Raw genomic sequence first — 18582 nt, forward strand, 5'->3', positions numbered from 1 at the left:
CTCCTTTCTGGGTCGAGTGGGGCGGCTGCGGAATGGTCAACCCGAAGGTGCTGCGGGCCAGCGGTATCGACCCGGAGGTGTACTCGGGCTTCGCCTTCGGTATGGGTCTGGAGCGAACGCTGCAGTTCCGCAACGACATTCCCGACATGCGGGACATCGTCGAGGGTGACATTCGTTTCACCATCCCCTTCGGCGTCGACGCCTGATCTCGAGAACTGCCCTTACCGAGTTTCGATCCGTAGAAAGAGCTGAGCAGACGTGCGAGTTCCACAATCCTGGCTGACCGAGGTTCTGCAGCGCACCGCGCCGCAGTGGAAGGTGACACCCGAAGAACTCGACGAAGGCTTCGTTCGCGTCGGCTTCGAGGTCGAGGAGTTGGAATCGCTGGACAACGTCACCGGTCCACTCGTGGTCGGTCGTGTCTCGTCGATCGAGGAGTTGACGGAGTTCAAGAAGCCGATTCGGTTCTGTCATGTCGACGTCGGCGCCGAGGAACTGCAGGAAATCGTCTGCGGTGCACGGAACTTCGCCGAAGGCGACCTTATCGTCGCAGCCCTGCCGGGAAGTGTGCTGCCCGGAGGATTCGCGATCGCGGCCCGTAAGACGTACGGCAAGACGTCCAACGGCATGATCTGTTCGACGGCGGAACTCGGGTTGGGGCGTGACTCGTCGGGAATCCTGGTGTTGCCGGAAGGCACCGCAGCTCCCGGTGACGACGCCAAGGCCGTGCTGGGGCTCGACGACGCGGTGATCGAGTTGAACGTGACACCCGACCGCGGATACGCCTTCTCCGTCCGAGGGCTGGCTCGGGAGCTCGCGAGCAGCTTCGATCTGGAGTTCGCGGATCCAGCAGCTGGGCCGGTACAGAACAACGAGGCCGATACGTGGCCCACTACGGTCGAGGCCGATTCCGGGGCGACCCGATTCGCGCTGCGCAAGGTCAGCGGCATCGATCCGAACGCGACGACTCCGTGGTGGTTGCAGCGCAGGCTGCTGCTGGCGGGCATCAGGCCGATCTCGGCTGCGGTGGACGTCACCAACTACGTGCTGCACGAGTTGGGTCAGCCGCTGCATGCGTTCGACGCGAACAAGCTGAGCGGCGGAATCGTCGTCCGGCGGGCCGAGGCAGGGGAGAAGCTGACCACGCTCGACGACGTGAAGCGCACTCTCGACGCCGAGGACGTCGTGATTGCCGACGATTCAGGTGCGATTTCTCTTGCAGGTGTCATGGGTGGTGCGTCCACAGAGGTCGACGACAATACTGTCGACGTGATTCTCGAGGCAGCGACGTTCGATCCTCTCGCGGTGTTCCGTACGGGTCGCAGGCACAAACTGTCCAGTGAAGCGAGCAAGCGCTTCGAGCGCACTGTCGACTCGGCGCTGCCCGTGGCTGCGTTGGATCGTGCGGCGCAGTTGCTCGTCGAGATCGCCGGAGGTCGCGTCGAGTCGGTGTTGACCGATATCGGGGAGCCGCACACGTTCGACGCCGTTCGTATGGATCTCGATCTACCTGATCGTGTCGCTGGGGTCGCGTACCCGAACGGCACGGCCGCTCGACGTCTGACCCAGATCGGGTGCGATGTCGAGGTCGGTGTCAGCGCGTCGGGCCACGGCGAGCTGGTCGTGACTCCGCCGACGTGGCGTCCGGACCTGCAGCAACCTGCCGATCTCGTCGAGGAGGTCCTGCGTCTGGAGGGGCTGGAGCAGATCCCGTCGGTGCTCCCGACGGCTCCGGCCGGGCGCGGTCTGACGGCCACTCAGAAGCGCAAACGCGCTGTCGGCAAGTCGCTCGCGTTCGCCGGCTTCGTCGAGGTGCTGCCGACGGTCTTCCTGCCGACCGGGGTGTTCGACACGTGGGGACTGCCCGCCGACGATGTTCGTCGCCGGACCACCTCGGTTCTGAACCCGCTGGAAGCGGACCGTCCCGAGCTCGCGACGACGGTGTTGCCCGGCTTGTTGGAGATATTGGCGCGCAACGTCAACCGTGGGCAGCGGGATCTGGCGTTGTTCGGCATCGCTCAGGTCGTTCGCCCCGGTGATCACACGGTTCCGGTCGATGCGCTAGCGGTGCACGCGCGTCCGAGCGACGAGGAGATCGCTCACTTGCGCGGGTCGCTTCCGGACCAGCCTGTGTTCGTCGGTGCTGTGCTGACCGGCCAGCGCGATCCTTCGGGTCCGTGGGGACCGGGGCGCGCAGCCGATGCGTCCGACGCGTTCGCGGCGGCTCGGACGGTCGCGGCGGCCGCCGGTGTGCAGTTGGAGTTCCGTGCGGCGCAGCACCTTCCGTGGCATCCCGGTCGCTGTGCTGAACTACTGGTCGACGGCGTTGTGGTGGGGCATGCGGGTGAGTTGCATCCAGCGGTGCTCGAACGAGCGGACCTGCCGGCGCGCACGTGTGCTGTCGAGTTGAATCTCGATGCTCTCCCGATCGTCGAGTCTCTTCCGGCTCCGATCGTGTCGCCGTTCCCTGCGGTTCTTCAGGATGTCGCCGTGGTCGTCGAGCGATCGGTCCCGTCGGCCGATGTCGAAGCTGCGCTGCGCGCAGGTGCGGGTGACCTTCTCGAGAGCATCAGACTGTTCGACGTGTTCGAAGGTGAGCAGGTCGGTGCGGACCGGAAGTCCTTGGCATTTGCGTTGGTGTTCCGCGGTAGCGACGGAACGTTGACCGAAGCGCAGGCCACCGAGGCGCGCGACGCTGCCGTCGCCGCTGCGAAGAATGCAGTCGGGGCCGAACTGCGAGGCTGAGCGGTGTCGAGTCCGTAGCCTGGTGTCGTACGACTTTCCTACTGCTCAGGAGGAAGTATGACCACGGACGATCGAACCGACGTAGCGGTACTGCGCGAGGTGCTCGCCGCGGTGGGCGGGCGCCCGGCACTTGGACCCGTCCACGCGGCGGCGTCGGCGCTGCTGGCGGAACTGGATACAGCGAACACGGACCCGTCGACGGTTCCGCCCGGTGACATTCCCGACGTGGATGTCCCGCACACGACGAAGCCTCACATCGACCAGCCGTTGGGGGATCCACAGGAATCGAGCCCGCGGTACGACCCGACCGGTCCCGGAGATTCTCCGCTGGGCGGGACTCCGACGGAGATTCCTCGGCCGGGCGTCATCGACGCCGAGCTGGTGGACGACAGCGCTATCGACGGCGCCATCGGCGGGGGCGTGAGTTCTGGTTTCTCCAACCACGATTCGCCGACGGGTTTCACCGATCAGGGTGTCCCGACATGGGACAGTGTTCGAGACAAGGTCGAGAGTCGTTCGACGACGGCGTTGGGTCGCGAGGAGTTGGATCACGGGACGCCTGCGGGTCGCACGCTCGACGAGCAGTGGAACGAGCGTGAGGCTGCGGGTCGGAAGAAGCTGGACGAGATCCGGCGGTCCATGAAGGACGGGTGACCCCGCTCCTGAATGAGCTTGCACGGTGATGCATAATCATCGTATGAACGATCGGAATGGTGCGCCTCTGCGGATTGCCGTCGCGGGCGCCAGTGGATACGCAGGCGGCGAGATTCTGCGACTGTTGCTCGGTCATCCGGGCGTGCAGTCGGGACGTATCGTCATCGGATCTCTCACCGCGGGTGGCAATGCGGGCGCCTCGCTGGGCGAGTTCCACCCGCACCTGCTTCCCCTCGCGGACCGCGTTCTCGGTGAGACCACGCTGTCGGAACTCGAAGGACACGACGTCGTCTTCCTGGGCTTGCCGCACGGCAAGTCCGCGGAGATCGCGCAACAACTTCCTAAGTCCGTCGTGATCATCGACTGTGGCGCAGATTTCCGGTTGTCCGACGCCTCGGCCTGGGAGAAGTACTACAAGTCGCCGCACGCGGGCACGTGGCCGTACGGGTTGCCCGAGCTTCCCGGCCATCGCGAGAAGCTGATCGGAGCTACCCGGATCGCAGTGCCGGGGTGCTATCCGACGGTGTCGAGTCTTGCGCTCGCCCCTGCGGTGGCGGCGGGGATCGTCGAGCCGCGGGTGAACGTGGTGGCTGTCAGCGGCTCGTCGGGTGCGGGCCGTGCCCCCAAGGCGGATCTGCTCGGGTCGGAAGTGATGGGATCGGTTCGGGCGTACGGCGTGGCGGGTGCGCACCGGCACAATCCCGAGATCGTGCAGAACCTGTCGGCGCTGTCGCCGGAGCCGGTGTCCGTGTCGTTCACGCCCGTCCTGGCGCCGATGCCGCGGGGAATTCTGGCCACGTGCACCGCGCGGACCACGGCGACCGAGGCGCAGGCCGTCGAGGTGTACGAGAAGGCTTATGCTGCAGAGCCGTTCGTCCATGTGCTCTCGTCGGGGAGGTTGCCGCAAACGGGCGCGGTGATCGGATCCAACGCGGTGCAGCTCAGTGTGTCGGTGGACGCCGACGCCGGGCTGCTCGTCGTCATCGCTGCCATCGACAATCTGACCAAGGGGACGGCAGGCGCTGCGGTCCAATCCATGAATCTGGCTCTCGGACTGCCCGAGACCGACGGACTTTCGACTGTAGGAGTCGCACCGTGAGCAGTTCTACCGAAGCGGCGGAGCCTCAGGGCAAGCTTGTCCGGAATCAGGGTGTCACTGCGCCCGCCGGATTCAAGGGTGCCGGTATCGCGGCGGGTATCAAAGTCAGTGGCAAGTCCGACCTCGCGCTCGTGTTCAACGAAGGGCCCGACACGGCTGCGGCGGGTGTCTTCACGCGAAACAAGGTGAAGGCTGCCCCGGTGCTGTGGTCCCAGCAGGTGCTGACCGCGGGCAAGCTCCGTGCGGTGATTCTCAATTCCGGTGGGGCCAATGCCTGTACCGGCGCGGGCGGATTCCAGGACACGCACCGGACGGCCGAAGAGGTCGCGTCGGCGTTGAGCAATTGGGGTACCGAGACCGGTGCCGGTGAAGTCGCGGTGTGTTCGACGGGTCTGATCGGCGATCGGTTGCCGATGGACAAGTTGATTGCCGGTGTCACCGACGTGGTGCACGAGTTGGCGGGCGGTATCTCGGGCGGAACGGATGCCGCGTACGCGATCATGACAACCGATACGGTGCCCAAGCAGGCTGCCTTCCATCACGTCGACAAATGGAACGTCGGCGGAATGGCCAAGGGCGCGGGCATGCTTGCTCCTTCCCTGGCGACGATGCTCAGTGTTGTCACCACCGATGCCGTCGCAACGGCCGAGCAGTTGGACACTGCGTTGCGGAACGCGACCCGACTGTCCTACGACCGCCTCGATGTCGACGGGGCCACCTCCACCAACGACACAGTTCTGCTGCTCTCGTCGGGAGCCAGTGGTGTCGCGCCGAGCCAGGACGCACTGAACGCTGCGGTACTGGCGGTGTGCGACGATCTGGCCGATCAGTTGATGGCGGATGCCGAAGGCGTCACGAAGCGGGTGAAGGTCACGGTCTCCGGGGCTGCGTCGGAGGACGATGCTCTGGTCGGTGCGCGCACGGTGGCACGGGACAGCCTGGTCAAGACGGCTCTGTTCGGATCCGATCCCAACTGGGGCCGCGTGCTCGCAGCGATCGGTATCGCGCCGATCGAGCTGGACCCGAACCGTATCACCGTGTCGTTCAACGGAAGTCCGGTCTGCGTCGACGGTGTCGGAGCGCCCGGTGCCCGTGATGTCGATCTGTCCGGTGAGGACATCGAGGTTCGGATCGATCTCGGAATCGGAGACTCCGTCGTCACGATTCGCACGACTGACCTTTCCCACGGGTATGTCGAAGAGAACTCGGCGTACTCGTCGTGACCGAACTCGACCTGACCGCGTCGCAGAAGGCGCATACGCTGGCCGGTGCTTTGCCGTGGCTGCAGAAGTTCAACGACAAGATCGTCGTCGTCAAGTACGGCGGGAACGCGATGATCGACGAGGAACTCAAGCGCGCATTCGCCGAGGACATGGTCTTTCTCCGAACCGTCGGATTGCATCCCGTGGTGGTGCACGGCGGCGGGCCTCAGATCAACGCGATGCTGGCCAGGCTGGGCATGACCGGTGAATTCCGTGGTGGATTCCGCGTCACGACGCCCGAGGTGATGGATATCGTTCGGATGGTTCTGTTCGGCCAGGTCGGACGCGAGCTCGTCGGTCTGATCAACAGTCACGGGCCGTACGCCGTAGGAATCTCCGGTGAGGATGCGCATCTGTTCACGGCGTCCAAGCGTTCGGTGATGGTCGACGGTTCGCCGACCGACATCGGACTCGTCGGCGATGTCACGTCGGTGAATCCCGACGCGGTACTCGATCTCATTGCGGCAGGAAGGATTCCGGTGGTGTCGACCATCGCTCCCGACGCCGAGGGCGTCGTGCACAACATCAACGCGGACACCGCTGCCGCTGCGCTGGCCAAGGCGATCGGCGCGGAGAAGCTCGTCGTGCTCACCGATGTCGAAGGGCTGTACACGAATTGGCCGGATCGGTCGTCGTTGACGTCGGAGATCGACGTGGATTCACTGACTGCTCTGCTGCCCTCGCTCGATGCCGGGATGGTTCCCAAGATGGAGGCGTGCCTGCGAGCGGTTCAGGGTGGTGTGCCGTCTGCACACGTCATCGACGGTAGGGTTCCGCATTCGGTACTGGTGGAACTGTTCACAGGCGAGGGCATCGGCACGATGGTGTCGGCGCCGGAACTATCAGGGGAGCATTCATGACCGAGCACACCACGACCCTCGACCTCCAGTCCCGGTGGTCGAATTCCTTGATGGACAACTACGGTGTGCCGCGCGTTGCTCTGGTGCGCGGTGAGGGCGCTGTGGTGACCGACGCCGACGGCAAGCAGTACCTCGACCTGCTCGCCGGCATCGCCGTCAACATTCTCGGCCATGCGCATCCCGCTGTGGTCGACGCGGTCACGACCCAGCTGTCGACGCTCGGGCACACCTCGAACCTGTATGCGACCGAGCCGGGTATCGCGCTCGCCGAGCAGTTGCTGTCCCATCTGGGTGCGAGCGTGCACGGACGAGTGTTCCTGTGCAATTCCGGTACCGAGGCCAACGAAGCTGCGTTCAAGATTGCGCGATTGACCGGTCGGCCCAAGATCATTGCCGCGGAGAAGGCGTTTCACGGGCGAACGATGGGTGCGCTCGCCTTGACGGGTCAGCCGGACAAGCGCGTGCCGTTCGAGCCGATGCCCGCCGGCGTGGAGCACGTGCCGTACGGAGATGTCGCCGCACTGGAGGCCGCGGTGGATTCGGACACTGCGGCAGTCTTCCTGGAACCGATCATGGGCGAGGGCGGTGTCGTGGTGCCGCCGGAAGGCTATCTGCTCGCCGCACGGGAGATCACGGCGCGGCACGGAGCACTGCTGATCCTCGACGAGGTGCAGACGGGCATCGGGCGGACCGGATGGTTCTACGCGCATCAGGCCGTCGGCATCGTCCCCGATGTCATCACGCTGGCGAAGGGGCTCGGCGGGGGACTGCCGATCGGTGCGTGCATCGGAATCGGCGAGGCAGCCGCGCTGCTCCATCCGGGCAAGCACGGTACGACCTTCGGTGGAAATCCGGTGTGCGCATCGGCCGCGCTTGCCGTGCTTCGGACTCTCGCCGAGGACGACCTGGTGTCCCACGCCGACAGGCTGGGAAAGGTGATCACGCATTCCATCGAGGAGTTGCACCACCCGCTGATCGATCACGTCCGCGGATCCGGTCTTCTGCTGGGTGTGGTGCTGACCAAGGCTGTCGCAGCCAAAGCCGAAGCAGCTGCTCGTGATGCAGGCTTCCTGATCAATGCCGCCCAGCCCGACGTTCTGCGCTTGGCCCCGCCACTGGTCCTCACCGAGGAACAGGCGGCGTCGTTCGTCGCGGCATTGCCCACAATTCTCGACACTGCCGACGAAACGGATTGACATGGCACTGAAGAACTTTCTCAAGGATGATGATCTCTCGCCGCAGGAGCAGGCCGAGGTGTTGGCGCTCGCAGCAGAGCTCAAGCGCGCACCGTTCTCCAAGCGGCCGTTGGAGGGACCGCAGGGCGTCGGCGTCATCTTCGAGAAGAACTCCACCCGCACCCGCTTCTCGTTCGAGATCGGAATCGCGCAGCTCGGTGGTCATGCTGTGGTCGTCGACGGGCAGAGCACTCAGCTCGGACGTGAGGAGACGCTGCAGGACACCGGGCGTGTGCTGTCGCGTTACGTGGAGGCAGTCGTCTGGCGCACGTTCGGGCAGAAACGACTCGAGCAGATGGCCACCGGAGCGACGGTGCCGATCGTGAATGCGCTGTCCAACGAGTTCCATCCGTGCCAGGTTCTCGCCGATCTGCAGACTCTGGCCGAGCGGAAGGGCGAGTTGAAGGGACTCGAACTCGCGTATTTCGGTGACGGTGCCAACAACATGGCGCATTCGCTGTTGCTGGGTGGTGTCACCGCGGGTATCGACGTGACCATCGCTGCGCCTCGTGAATTCGCGCCGCTGCCCGCCGTGGTCGAGGCGTCTCGTGCGCGCGCCGAGATCACCGGCGCACGTATCACGCTCACCGAGGACCCGTACGAAGCCGCGGAGGGGGCCGACGCCCTCGTCACCGACACGTGGACGTCGATGGGTCAGGAGAACGACGGTCTCGACCGCGTCGCCCCGTTCAGGCCGTACCGGATCGACGCCGAGCTGCTGTCCAAAGCCAAGTCCGATGCCGTTGTGCTGCACTGTCTTCCCGCGCATCGCGGCGAGGAGATCACCGACGAGGTGCTCGACGGCCCGCAGAGCGTGGTGTGGGACGAGGCCGAGAACCGTCTGCACGCACAGAAGGCGCTGCTGGTCTGGTTGCTCGAGCAGGCACGACGACCGTGAGCGAGGACGTGTCGTCGGTTCCGTTGACTGCTTCGACTCGGGCGGGGAGGCAGGCGCGGATCGTTGCGCTGCTGTCGAACCACCAGGTCCGCAGTCAGCCGGAACTGGCGACGCTGTTGGCGTCGGAGGGCATCGATGTCACCCAGGCGACGCTGTCGAGGGATCTCGACGAGTTGGGTGCCGTCAAGCTGCGTGCGGCCGACGGTGGCGTCGGGGTGTACGTGGTGCCCGAGGACGGTAATCCGGTGCGCGGGGTTTCAGGGGGGACCGACAGGTTGACCCGGCTGCTCGGTGAGCTGCTCGTGTCGACCGATTCGAGCGGCAATCAGGCCGTACTGCGGACCCCACCCGGGGCTGCGGGATACCTGGCGAGCGCGCTCGACCGGGCGTCGCTGCGAGAGATCGTCGGGACCGTCGCCGGAGACGACACGATCTTCGTGATCGCGCGAGAACCGATCACCGGCAGCGAACTTGCGGACAAGATCGAGAAATTGGCCCGACGTGCCGAATGATCCGAACGATGTGGAAAGCAGAACTGTGAGCGAACAGCACGGAACCAACGAAGGATCGCTGTGGGGCGGACGGTTTGCGTCCGGTCCGGCCGAGGCGATGGCGGCACTGAGCAAGTCGACGCACTTCGACTGGGTGTTGGCCCCGTACGACATTCGGGCGTCGATGGCACATGCACGCGTGTTGAACGGTGCGGGATTGTTGACGGCGGCGGACCTCGAGACGATGCTCGACGGTTTGTCTCGGTTGGCCGAGGACGTCGCTTCCGGTGAGTTCGCTGCCGCGGAGTCCGACGAAGATGTCCACGGAGCGCTCGAGCGGGGATTGATCGACAGGGTCGGTCCCGAGGTCGGAGGGAGGCTTCGGGCCGGACGCTCGCGCAACGACCAGGTGGCGACTCTGTTCAGGATGTGGCTGCGCGACGCTGTCCGGCGGGTCTCGGCAGGGGTCCTCGACGTCGTCGACGCGTTGGCCACGCAGGCTGCTGCGCACCCGGCTGCGGTCATGCCGGGCAAGACGCATTCGCAGGCCGCGCAACCGGTGCTGCTGGCCCACCATCTCCTGGCGCACACCCATCCTCTGTTGCGTGACGTCCAGAGGTTCCAGGATTTCGATCGCCGAGCCGCGGTGTCGCCGTACGGTTCGGGGGCCTTGGCGGGCTCGTCGCTTGGTCTGAGCCCGGAGAAGATCGCAGCCGAGTTGGGTTTCGATTCGTCGGCCGAGAATTCGATAGACGCGACCTCGTCACGTGACTTCGCGGCGGAAGCGTCGTTCGTGCTCGCGATGACCGCGGTCGATCTGTCGCGTCTCGCGGAGGAAATCGTGTCGTGGAGTACCCCGGAGTACGGCTACGTGACGCTCGCCGACGCGTGGTCGACGGGCAGCTCGATCATGCCGCAGAAGAAGAACCCCGACGTCGCGGAATTGACGCGCGGAAAGACGGGTCGGCTCATCGGTAATCTCACCGGCCTGTTGGCGACTCTGAAGGCACAGCCGTTGGCTTACAACCGGGATCTGCAGGAGGACAAGGAGCCGGTCTTCGATTCGGTGGCGCAGCTCGAGCTGTTGCTGCCCGCTCTCGCCGGATTGGTCGGGACGCTGGAGTTCCATGTGGATCGGTTGGCCGAGCTCGCGCCCGCAGGCTTCACGTTGGCGACGGATATCGCCGAGTGGATGGTGAGGCAGGGTGTTCCGTTCCGGGTGGCGCACGAGGCGGCCGGGGCGTGCGTTCGTGTTGCGGAGGGGCGCGGCGTCGGGTTGGAGGAGTTGACGGACGAGGAGTTGTCGTCGATCGATCCGTCGTTGACGCCGGCGGTTCGCGAGGTCCTGACCGTCGAGGGTTCCATTTCGTCGCGAGATTCTCGGGGCGGCACGGCTGCTGTGCAGGTGGCGAGCCAGCTCGGTGGTGTGCGGTCGACTGCGGAGAAGGCTCGCGCGTGGCTCGCCGACGGAATTCCTGCTCGCTGACAGAGAAATAAATCAGGCGCGCCGGATTCGAAGGGGTTCGGTATGAGAAGCTTCTGACGGGTCGGTGAGTGGCCGGTTCGAGCGGGGACAAGCGTCGAACGCAGGAGTGTGTTGTGGTGGGACTGAACGCAGACGCGATCCGCGGGCCGTTGCGGCGTGCGGTGGCGACTGCACAGAACGGCCTCGAAGTGATCCGTCTCGGCGGTCTGGAGACCGAGGTCGATCCGTCGCCGTTCAAGGTCGTCGATCGTGAGCCGATGTACCGGCTCCGTCGGTATTTCGCCGACGACGCCGACGAGGGTTCGAAGCCTCCGGTCGTGCTGGTGCCGCCGATGATGGTGTCGGCCGATGTGTACGACGTGACGACCGAGAACGGCGCTGCCGGCATTCTTCACGACATGGGCCTCGATCCGTGGGTGGTGGACTTCGGTTCGCCCGACACGGAGGAAGGCGGGTGGAGCCGGACTCTGGCGGATCATGTTGTCGCGATCAGCGAGGTGGTGGACAAGGTCCACACGATCACCGGCCGCGACGTCCACCTCGGCGGGTACTCGCAAGGCGGGATGTTCTGTTACCAGGCTGCGGCGTATCGGAGTGGCCGAAATCTGGCGAGTATCATCACGTTCGGGGCGCCGGTGGACACGTTGGCGGCGTTGCCGCTGGGTATTCCGGCCGGTGTGGCGACCAAGGGTGCCGAGTTTCTGGCGGATCACGTGTTCACTCGGATGGACGTCTCCGGGTGGATGGCACGGACCGGGTTCCAATTGTTGGATCCGGCGAAGACGGTGCGGTCTCGACTCGACTTCCTCCGGCAGCTGCACGACCGTGATGCGTTGTTGCCTCGCGAGCCGCAGAGGCGTTTTCTGGCGATGGACGGCTGGGTTGCGTGGTCCGGCCCGGCTGTGGCCGAGTTGTTGAAGCAGTTCGTGGTGCACAACCGCATGATGACGGGTGGATTCGTCATCAAGGATCGGTTGCTGACGCTGTCCGAGTTGTCGGTTCCGGTTCTCGCGTTCGTAGGCGAGGTCGACGACATCGGCCAGCCGTTGGCGGTGCGCGGCATCAAGCGTGCGGCGCCACGTGCGGAGATCTTCGAAAGCACTTTGCGTGCCGGTCACTTCGGGTTGGTGGTCGGCACCACCGCCGCGGCGCAGACGTGGCCGACAACGGGCGAGTGGATACGGTGGCGGGAAGGGCTGGGGGAGCAGCCATCCGGCGTGCACGAGATGGCGTACGACGAACATCCCGATTCCGAAAGCGGTGTGTCGGTCAGCAATCGAATCATTCATACGGCCGCGTCCATCGCGGAGGTGGGTGTCGGAGTAGGCCGCGGGCTCGCGGCAGCGGCGACGGGAGCGGTGAGAGGTACCCGCGAGATGTCGTCGGAGGCTGTGCGCACTTTGCCACGACTGGCGCGTCTCGGTCAGATGCAGGCGCATTCGACGGTGTCGTTGGGCAGGCTCATCGCTGATCAGGGACGTCGGTCGCCGTCGGGTGAGTGCTTCCTGTTCGACGATCGAGTCCACACGTACGAGGCCGTCAACGTCCGCATCGACAACGTCGTGAAGGGCCTTGTAGTCTCCGGCATCCGGCCGTCGGCGCGCATCGGTGTGCTCATGGAGACCCGTCCTAGCGCGCTGGCGGCCGTGGCCGCGTTGTCCAGAATCGGCGCAGTAGCAGTTCTGCTTCCTCCGGGCGGCAACCTCGAGAGCGCCCTGAGGGCGGTGGACGTCGACACCGTCGTCACCGACCCGGAGAACTTGAAGTCTGCGACGACCGTCGCCGCCAACGTTCTCGTTCTGGGTGGCGGTGACGCTCGTCAGCTGGACGTACCGACCGGGGCGGACGTCACCGACCTCGAAGCCGTCGATCCGGATTCGGTGCGGTTGCCTGCGTGGTTCGAGCCCAATCCGGGCCGCGCGAGGGAACTTGCGATGGTGCTGTTCACGGCAACGGATCGGGGCCTCGAGCCTCGCTACATCACCAACCACAGATGGGCGCTGTCGGCGTACGGAACCGCCACCGCGGCCGGGCTGAGTTCCGGAGACACGGTGTACTGCCTTGCTCCTCTTCATCATTCGGCGGGATTGTTGGTGAGTGTCGGTGGTGCGCTCGCCGGCGGGTCGCGTATTGCCCTGTCGCGGGGTCTCGACCCGGTTCGGTTCTCCGGTGAGGTTTCTCGCTATGGCGTGACCGTCATCAGCTACACCTGGGCGATGATGCAGAGCATCCTCGACGACGATCATCTCGATGTCGACCTCCGGCATGCGGTCCGTTTGTTCATCGGATCGGGAATGCCTGTCGGGCTGTGGAAACGAACGATGGAGCGGTTCTCGCCCGCTCGTGTTCTCGAGTTCTATGCCTCCACCGAGAACGACATCATCCTGGCCAACGTGGGTGGTTCGAAGATCGGATCGAAGGGCCGCCCGTTGCCAGGAAGTGCACGGGTGGCTCTGGCTGCCTACGACCCCATCACAGGGAGGTTGGAGGAGGACGACAACGGTTTCGTTCGGCTGTGCAAGGACGGCGAGGTCGGTTTGCTCCTCGGGCGTCCGAGCAACGAGGGCGAGGTCACAAGTCCTTTGATGCGGGGCGTGTTCGAGCCCGGTGATTCGTGGATTCCCACCGAGAACCTGTTTCGACGGGATTCCGACGGAGATTTCTGGCTGGTGGACCGCAAGGACACCGTCGTGAAGACACCTCGCGGGCCGGTGTTCACCCAACCCATCATCGATGCGTTCGGGGAGATTCCGCAGGTTCGATCCGTCGTCGTGTACGGAGTGGACATCGGTGGCAGTGCCGATTCGTCCCGGCGACTCGACCATGCCGACGAGGTCGCGATCTGCGGCATCTCGGTGCGGAAGGACAGCACGGTGCCGGGTAAGGCGATCACCGACGCCATGGGCGTGCTGCTGCCGAGCCAGCGTCCGGACATCGTTCATCTCGTCGATGCGATTCCGCTGGGGCGGGCGTATCGGCCACGGGAAACCGAACTACGAAAGTCTCGTATCCCAACGCCGAGTGCTCGGACCTGGTATTACGACGAGGAATCCAGTACCTACAAGCGGTTGACCAAAGCGATTGCCGCGCAACGCTTCGGCACCGACAGTGTGGCCGACGTCGGAACGGACTGAGCTCTGCTACGTGCGGTGGGTAAGGTTTCGGACGATCCCCGTGCGAAGCGGTGACAGACGAAAGTGAGAAATCGGTGGCAATCGATCAGACACTGCTGAGCATCCTCGCGTGCCCTGTCGACAAGGGCCCGCTGTTGCTGGTGGAGGACGAGCTGCTCTACAACCCGCGGCTGCGTCGGGCATATCCGATCGAGAACGGTATCCCGGTCCTGCTCGTCGACGACGCGAGGGATGTGGACGACGCCGAGCACGAGTCGATTCTGGCTCGCGCTCGATCCTGATCGTCAGGGGACGAAGTCGGGCAGTTCACCGGCGAGATAGTGCTGCAACGTCGGTGCTGTCAGCGCCACCACGCGGTGCGCGGGCATCGAGGCGAGCGGTTCGATGCTCAGGATGTGGCGGGTGAGCAGTAGACCGGACATCTGGGAGGCAACGAGCGCGACTCGCAGAGGGCCGGACCCGACGGGTTCGTCGACTCTGTGTGCGATGTCGTCGAGCACGACGTGCATCAGAAAGGTCTTGATCAGGCCTACGTCGGCGCCTGCGATCAGTGAACGAAACGTGGCGACGACGGCCTGGCCGTTCTCGGAGTCCCAGACGGCAAGAATCGCAGTGAGTAGCGCCTCACCGAGCCGATCGGTGTCGGCGGCCAGGACTGGACGAAGTACTACCGTCGGATCGGTCGGCAGGGCGATCGACGCTACGAAGAGGTCTCGCTTGGTCCCGAAGTAGTGGTGCACGAGGGCGGAGTCGACGCCGGCGTCCGCGGCGATCGATCGGATCGAAGTCTTGTCGAAACCTGTAGCGGCGAAACGTGTTCGAGCGACTCTCAGTATCTCGTCGCGCGTGTCCGGTCGGCCCGGTCGTCGTCCCGTCCGTGCTCTGCCGGTCATGGTGTCCGCCGCCGCAGAGTTGCTGCTGCAGCGCACAACGCGGCGACCGTGAAGGCCAGAACGACGGCGACATCGGTGAAGAATCGCCCGGTGACGCTCGGGGCGGTAGAGATCTGGCTCAGCGCGTCGACTGCGTAACTGAGCGGCATGACGTTGCTGACGGCGTGCAGCCAGTCCGGCATCTGATTTCGGGGGACGAGTAGTCCGCACAGGAAAAGTTGCGGCACGACCACGACAGGCATGAACTGCACGGCCTGGAATTCGGTGCGAGCGAACGCGCTGCACAGCAGTCCGATCGCGACACCGAGAACGGCGCCGAGCACCGCGATCAGGAGCACCCAGGCAGGCGACCCTTCGGTGGAGAGTCCGAGCGCCCCGAACACGACAGCACAGGCCAGAAGCGACTGAAGTATCGCAGCCAACGAGAAAGCCGAGGCGTATCCGGCCAGCAGATCCAGCTTGGACATCGGTGTCGTGAGCAGTCGTTCCAGTGTCCCGGAGCTGCGTTCGCGCTGCATGGCGATCGAGGTGATCAGAAACATCACCACGAACGGCAGTATTCCGAGCATGCTGACGGCGACGCGATCGAACAGCGGGGGAGCGCCCGGTGCCGTGGGAAAATCCTGGTAGAGGAAGTACAGCAGAACCATGAGCAGGGACGGGACGAGAAGGATCATCGCGACGGTTCGGTGATCGGCTCGGAGCTGACGCAGAATCCGGGTGGTCCCGGCTGCGTAGATGTGCAGGTTCATCGGACACCGCTTTCCGTGGTGCGAATGAGGGTCAGGAACGCGTGTTCGAGGCTCGATTCGCCCGTGCGGTGCAACAGCTCCCGGGGCGCGAGTTGTGCAAGTACCGAACCGTCGCGCATCAGGACCAGCTCGGAGCAGTGCTCGGCTTCTTCCATGACGTGGCTGGATACCAGCAGCGTCGCGCCGGAGTGGACGATGTCCTCGAATCGTGACCACAGTTCGGCTCGCAGCACGGGATCGAGCCCGACGGTGGGTTCGTCCAACACGAGTAGTTCGGGCTCGGCGACGAGCGCGCTGGCCAAGGACACGCGGCCGAGTTGCCCACCGGACAGATTTCCCGCCGGCGACGACGCATGCTCACCCAGACCCACGGAATCGATCGCAGACGAGACCGAACGGGAATCGCGTCCGTACAGCGCGGCGAAGTAGGCCACGTTGTCGCGGACCGAGAGGTCGCGGTAGACACTCGGGGCCTGGGTCACGTAGCCGACTTTGCGGCGCAGTGCTCTCGAGCCTGCCGGTTTACCCAGCACGGTGACCGTTCCCGACTCGACCACCTGGGTACCGACGATCGCTCTCATGAGTGTTGTCTTGCCGCATCCGGACGGGCCGAGCAGGCCGGTGATGTGGCCGGCGGGGATGGACATGGTCACCGCGTCGAGAACTGTGCGTTTGCCCCGCCGGACGACGAGGTTCTCGACGATGACCGCCGGATCGGGTGCGATCGTCATGGTGTCCTCCATAATTCATCGGCTGATGAAATCACTGTGTGATGAATTCAAGACCTTCCGAGTGGTCGACGTCAAGGGCTCCAAGCGCCAGGGAAAGATCAGCTGTGTGAACGCAGAGGATCTGAACTGCCATCCCGTCGAGGCCGCGCGGAACCTGCTCGGCGTCGAACTTCGAGTGGAGAACGTGCGCGTGCGAGTCGTCGAAGTCGAGGCGTACGGCGGACCCGAAGGGGGACCCTGGCCGGATCCCGCTGCTCACTCCTATCGCGGCCCGACTCCGCGTAACCGCGTGATGTTCGGTTCGGCGGGACGGTTGTACGTCTATTCGAGCTACGGCATGCACCTGTGCATGAACGTCACCTGCGGTCCCGACGGTGAAGCCGCCGCAGTGTTGCTGCGAGCCGCCGAGCTGGTGGATGGTGAGGAAGCAGTACGGCGCCGGAGAGGCGACCGAGTTGCTTCCAGGAAGCTGGTCAGTGGGCCGGGTAACTTGGGGCAGGCCATCGGCGCCCAGCTCTCGGACAACGGAATGGACCTGTTCGACGGATCGTCGCGGATCGTTCTCGCCGCTGGGCGGGCCGGTCGTCCGACCGACGTGGCCGAAGGCCCGAGGGTGGGAGTCAGCAAGGCTGCCGACAGACCGTGGAGGTTCTGGATCCCGCGCTCCGACGCGGTGTCGGCGTATCGCCGGAGCCCGCGGGCCCCGGCGTCCTGACGGAGCCCGACGAGGGCGAGGTTCCTGTTCGACGTCGGATGCGGAAAGATCGGAGGCGTGAGCGAGAACATCATCGACGAATTGACCTGGCGCGGATTGATCGCGCAGTCCACCGACGTGGACGAACTGAAGAAGGCGACGTCCGACGGGCCGATCACTCTTTATGCGGGCTTCGACCCGACCGGTCCCAGCCTTCACGCAGGGCACCTCGTTCCGCTGTTGGCGCTCAAGCGTTTTCAACGTGCAGGTCACCGGCCGATTGTCCTGGCAGGCGGTGCCACCGGACTGATCGGCGACCCTCGCGACGTGGGGGAGCGGGTCATGAACTCGACCGACACCGTCCGGGACTGGGCCGACCGTATCCGCGGCCAGCTCGAGCGATTCGTCGAGTTCGACGACGGAGCTACGGGTGCGATCGTCGAGAACAACTTGAACTGGACCGGTCCGCTGTCGGCGATCGATTTCCTTCGTGACGTCGGCAAGCATTTCTCGGTGAACGTGATGCTTGCGCGGGACACGGTGAAAACGCGTCTCGAGGCCGACGGAATGTCCTACACCGAGTTCAGCTACATGCTTCTTCAGGCGAACGACTACGTCCAACTTCGTCGCACGCACGGGTGCACGCTCCAGATCGGCGGTTCGGATCAGTGGGGCAACATCATCGCCGGCGTCGAGCTCAACCGACGCAAGGACGGTGAGTCGGTCCACGCACTGACGGTGCCCCTGGTCACGTCGGCGGACGGAAAGAAGTTCGGAAAGTCGACCGGTGGCGGAAGCCTGTGGCTCGACCCGGAAATGACCAGCCCGTACGCCTGGTACCAGTACTTCGTGAACACCGGCGATGCCGATGTCGTCAAGTACCTCCGTTGGTTCACTTTCCTCGATCAGGCCGAACTCGACCATCTCGACGAAGCGACGCGTGAACGTCCGCATGCGCGGGAGGCTCAGAAGCGTCTGGCAGCCGAGATGACGACATTGGTGCACGGAGAGGCCAACACACGTGCAGTCGAGCTGGCCAGCCAAGCACTGTTCGGCCGCGCCGAACTTGCCGATCTCGACGAGTCGACGTTGGCAGCCGCGCTCGGTGAGACACCGGTAGCCGACCTCGCGCCGGGGGAACCGTCGACGATCGTCGACTTGCTTGTCGCAACCGGTCTCTCCGAGAGCAAGGGCGCAGCACGTCGCGCAGTGAAGGAGGGCGGTGCCTCGGTCAACAACCAGAAAATCGCCGACGAGGAGTGGACGCCGTCACCCGACGATCTGCTGCACGGCCGTTGGTTGGTCGTACGTCGGGGAAAGCGGAACTTCGCAGGTGTGCGCGTAGCCTCCTAGCACTACGGCGCCGAGGTGGTGCGAGTCACACAGGTGTGATTCGAGCGTGTGGTGGGTAGATAACACTCTTTACGCGTCACCACCTCGGCGTTTGTCGTTCGGATTCTCGGCGACCTGGGGATTTGACGCGCAGTTTCCCGTGCCGTAACTTTTGTCGAGTCAGAGCGACACGGACACCGACTCCAGCCGAGAGGCCGGAGACAACGAGGTTGTACGGTAGCTTTTGATTGGTTTGTCCCCCAAGAGTCGGAGCTTGCATCCGAGACCAAGCTGGGATAGGCTGGAACAGTTGCCC

Annotated in this window: 17 protein-coding genes; 14 read left to right on the plus strand and 3 right to left on the minus strand. The window is 64.8% G+C overall.

The genetic code is table 11. From position 1 onward, the window contains the following. From CH289_RS21535 to CH289_RS21590, 12 genes are all read left to right on the plus strand, one after another. Positions 1 to 206 (plus strand): tRNA ligase subunit PheS family protein (locus tag CH289_RS21535; RefSeq protein ID WP_462052411.1); only part of this gene is annotated, 206 nt, incomplete at its 5' end. 52 nt (positions 207 to 258) lie between these two features. Beyond that, complete coding sequence (gene pheT / locus CH289_RS21540; protein ID WP_020112049.1) at positions 259 to 2745, plus strand: phenylalanine--tRNA ligase subunit beta; 2487 nt, start codon at positions 259 to 261, stop codon at positions 2743 to 2745. 57 nt (positions 2746 to 2802) lie between these two features. Then, on the plus strand, positions 2803 to 3399 hold the full coding sequence (locus tag CH289_RS21545; protein ID WP_020112050.1) for a hypothetical protein: 597 nt from the start codon (positions 2803 to 2805) through the stop codon (positions 3397 to 3399). Between the two features lie 43 nt (positions 3400 to 3442). Beyond that, a complete protein-coding gene (gene argC / locus CH289_RS21550) occupies positions 3443 to 4498 on the plus strand; it encodes an N-acetyl-gamma-glutamyl-phosphate reductase (protein WP_020112051.1) in 1056 nt (351 codons plus the stop codon). Continuing rightward, positions 4495 to 5721 carry a bifunctional glutamate N-acetyltransferase/amino-acid acetyltransferase ArgJ gene (gene argJ / locus CH289_RS21555; protein WP_020112052.1) on the plus strand — a complete coding sequence of 409 codons (1227 nt, stop codon included), beginning with the start codon at positions 4495 to 4497 and terminating at the stop codon, positions 5719 to 5721. Before argC ends, argJ begins: the two co-directional genes overlap by 4 nt. After that, positions 5718 to 6620 (plus strand): acetylglutamate kinase, encoded by a 903-nt coding sequence (argB, locus tag CH289_RS21560; protein WP_020112053.1) that lies wholly within the window; start codon positions 5718 to 5720, stop codon positions 6618 to 6620. The genes argJ and argB overlap by 4 nt, the downstream gene beginning before the upstream one ends. After that, the gene (locus tag CH289_RS21565) at positions 6617 to 7816 is read left to right on the plus strand and encodes an acetylornithine transaminase (protein ID WP_020112054.1); all 1200 of its coding nucleotides are present in this window, start codon (positions 6617 to 6619) and stop codon (positions 7814 to 7816) included. Before argB ends, CH289_RS21565 begins: the two co-directional genes overlap by 4 nt. Position 7817: 1 nt before the next feature. Beyond that, on the plus strand, positions 7818 to 8753 hold the full coding sequence (gene argF, locus CH289_RS21570; protein ID WP_019665799.1) for an ornithine carbamoyltransferase: 936 nt from the start codon (positions 7818 to 7820) through the stop codon (positions 8751 to 8753). Next, positions 8750 to 9265: an arginine repressor gene (locus CH289_RS21575; RefSeq protein WP_019665798.1), complete on the plus strand. Its 516-nt coding sequence runs from the start codon at positions 8750 to 8752 to the stop codon at positions 9263 to 9265. The genes argF and CH289_RS21575 overlap by 4 nt, the downstream gene beginning before the upstream one ends. A gap of 25 nt (positions 9266 to 9290) precedes the next feature. Then, the gene (gene argH, locus CH289_RS21580; RefSeq protein WP_027498866.1) at positions 9291 to 10730 is read left to right on the plus strand and encodes an argininosuccinate lyase; all 1440 of its coding nucleotides are present in this window, start codon (positions 9291 to 9293) and stop codon (positions 10728 to 10730) included. 113 nt (positions 10731 to 10843) lie between these two features. After that, a complete protein-coding gene (locus tag CH289_RS21585) occupies positions 10844 to 13864 on the plus strand; it encodes an AMP-binding protein (RefSeq protein ID WP_020112056.1) in 3021 nt (1006 codons plus the stop codon). Between the two features lie 74 nt (positions 13865 to 13938). After that, positions 13939 to 14145 carry a Trm112 family protein gene (locus CH289_RS21590; RefSeq protein ID WP_026347891.1) on the plus strand — a complete coding sequence of 69 codons (207 nt, stop codon included), beginning with the start codon at positions 13939 to 13941 and terminating at the stop codon, positions 14143 to 14145. A gap of 3 nt (positions 14146 to 14148) precedes the next feature. Here the strand turns inward: CH289_RS21590 and CH289_RS21595 are convergent, their stop codons facing one another. From CH289_RS21595 to CH289_RS21605, 3 genes are read right to left on the minus strand one after another with little or no spacing between them, the layout of a single operon-like run. Then, positions 14149 to 14757 (minus strand): TetR/AcrR family transcriptional regulator, encoded by a 609-nt coding sequence (locus tag CH289_RS21595; RefSeq protein ID WP_027498867.1) that lies wholly within the window; start codon positions 14755 to 14757, stop codon positions 14149 to 14151. After that, entirely contained in the window at positions 14754 to 15509 is a 756-nt protein-coding gene (locus tag CH289_RS21600; RefSeq protein ID WP_019665793.1) for an ABC transporter permease, read from the minus strand. Before CH289_RS21600 ends, CH289_RS21595 begins: the two co-directional genes overlap by 4 nt. After that, on the minus strand, positions 15506 to 16252 hold the full coding sequence (locus CH289_RS21605; protein WP_019665792.1) for an ABC transporter ATP-binding protein: 747 nt from the start codon (positions 16250 to 16252) through the stop codon (positions 15506 to 15508). The genes CH289_RS21600 and CH289_RS21605 overlap by 4 nt, the downstream gene beginning before the upstream one ends. 13 nt (positions 16253 to 16265) lie before the next feature. Here CH289_RS21605 and CH289_RS21610 point away from each other — a divergent pair, with 13 nt between their 5' ends. Beyond that, a complete protein-coding gene (locus CH289_RS21610) occupies positions 16266 to 16955 on the plus strand; it encodes a DNA-3-methyladenine glycosylase (protein WP_019665791.1) in 690 nt (229 codons plus the stop codon). A gap of 57 nt (positions 16956 to 17012) precedes the next feature. Next, positions 17013 to 18287, plus strand: coding sequence for a tyrosine--tRNA ligase (gene tyrS / locus CH289_RS21615; protein WP_020112059.1), 1275 nt, complete (start codon positions 17013 to 17015; stop codon positions 18285 to 18287). The last annotated feature ends 295 nt before the right edge of the window (positions 18288 to 18582 follow it).

Origin of the sequence: Rhodococcus sp. RS1C4 (assembly GCF_002258225.1) — a bacterium.
In the GTDB taxonomy this organism is placed as follows: Bacteria; Actinomycetota; Actinomycetes; order Mycobacteriales; family Mycobacteriaceae; genus Rhodococcoides; species Rhodococcoides fascians_E.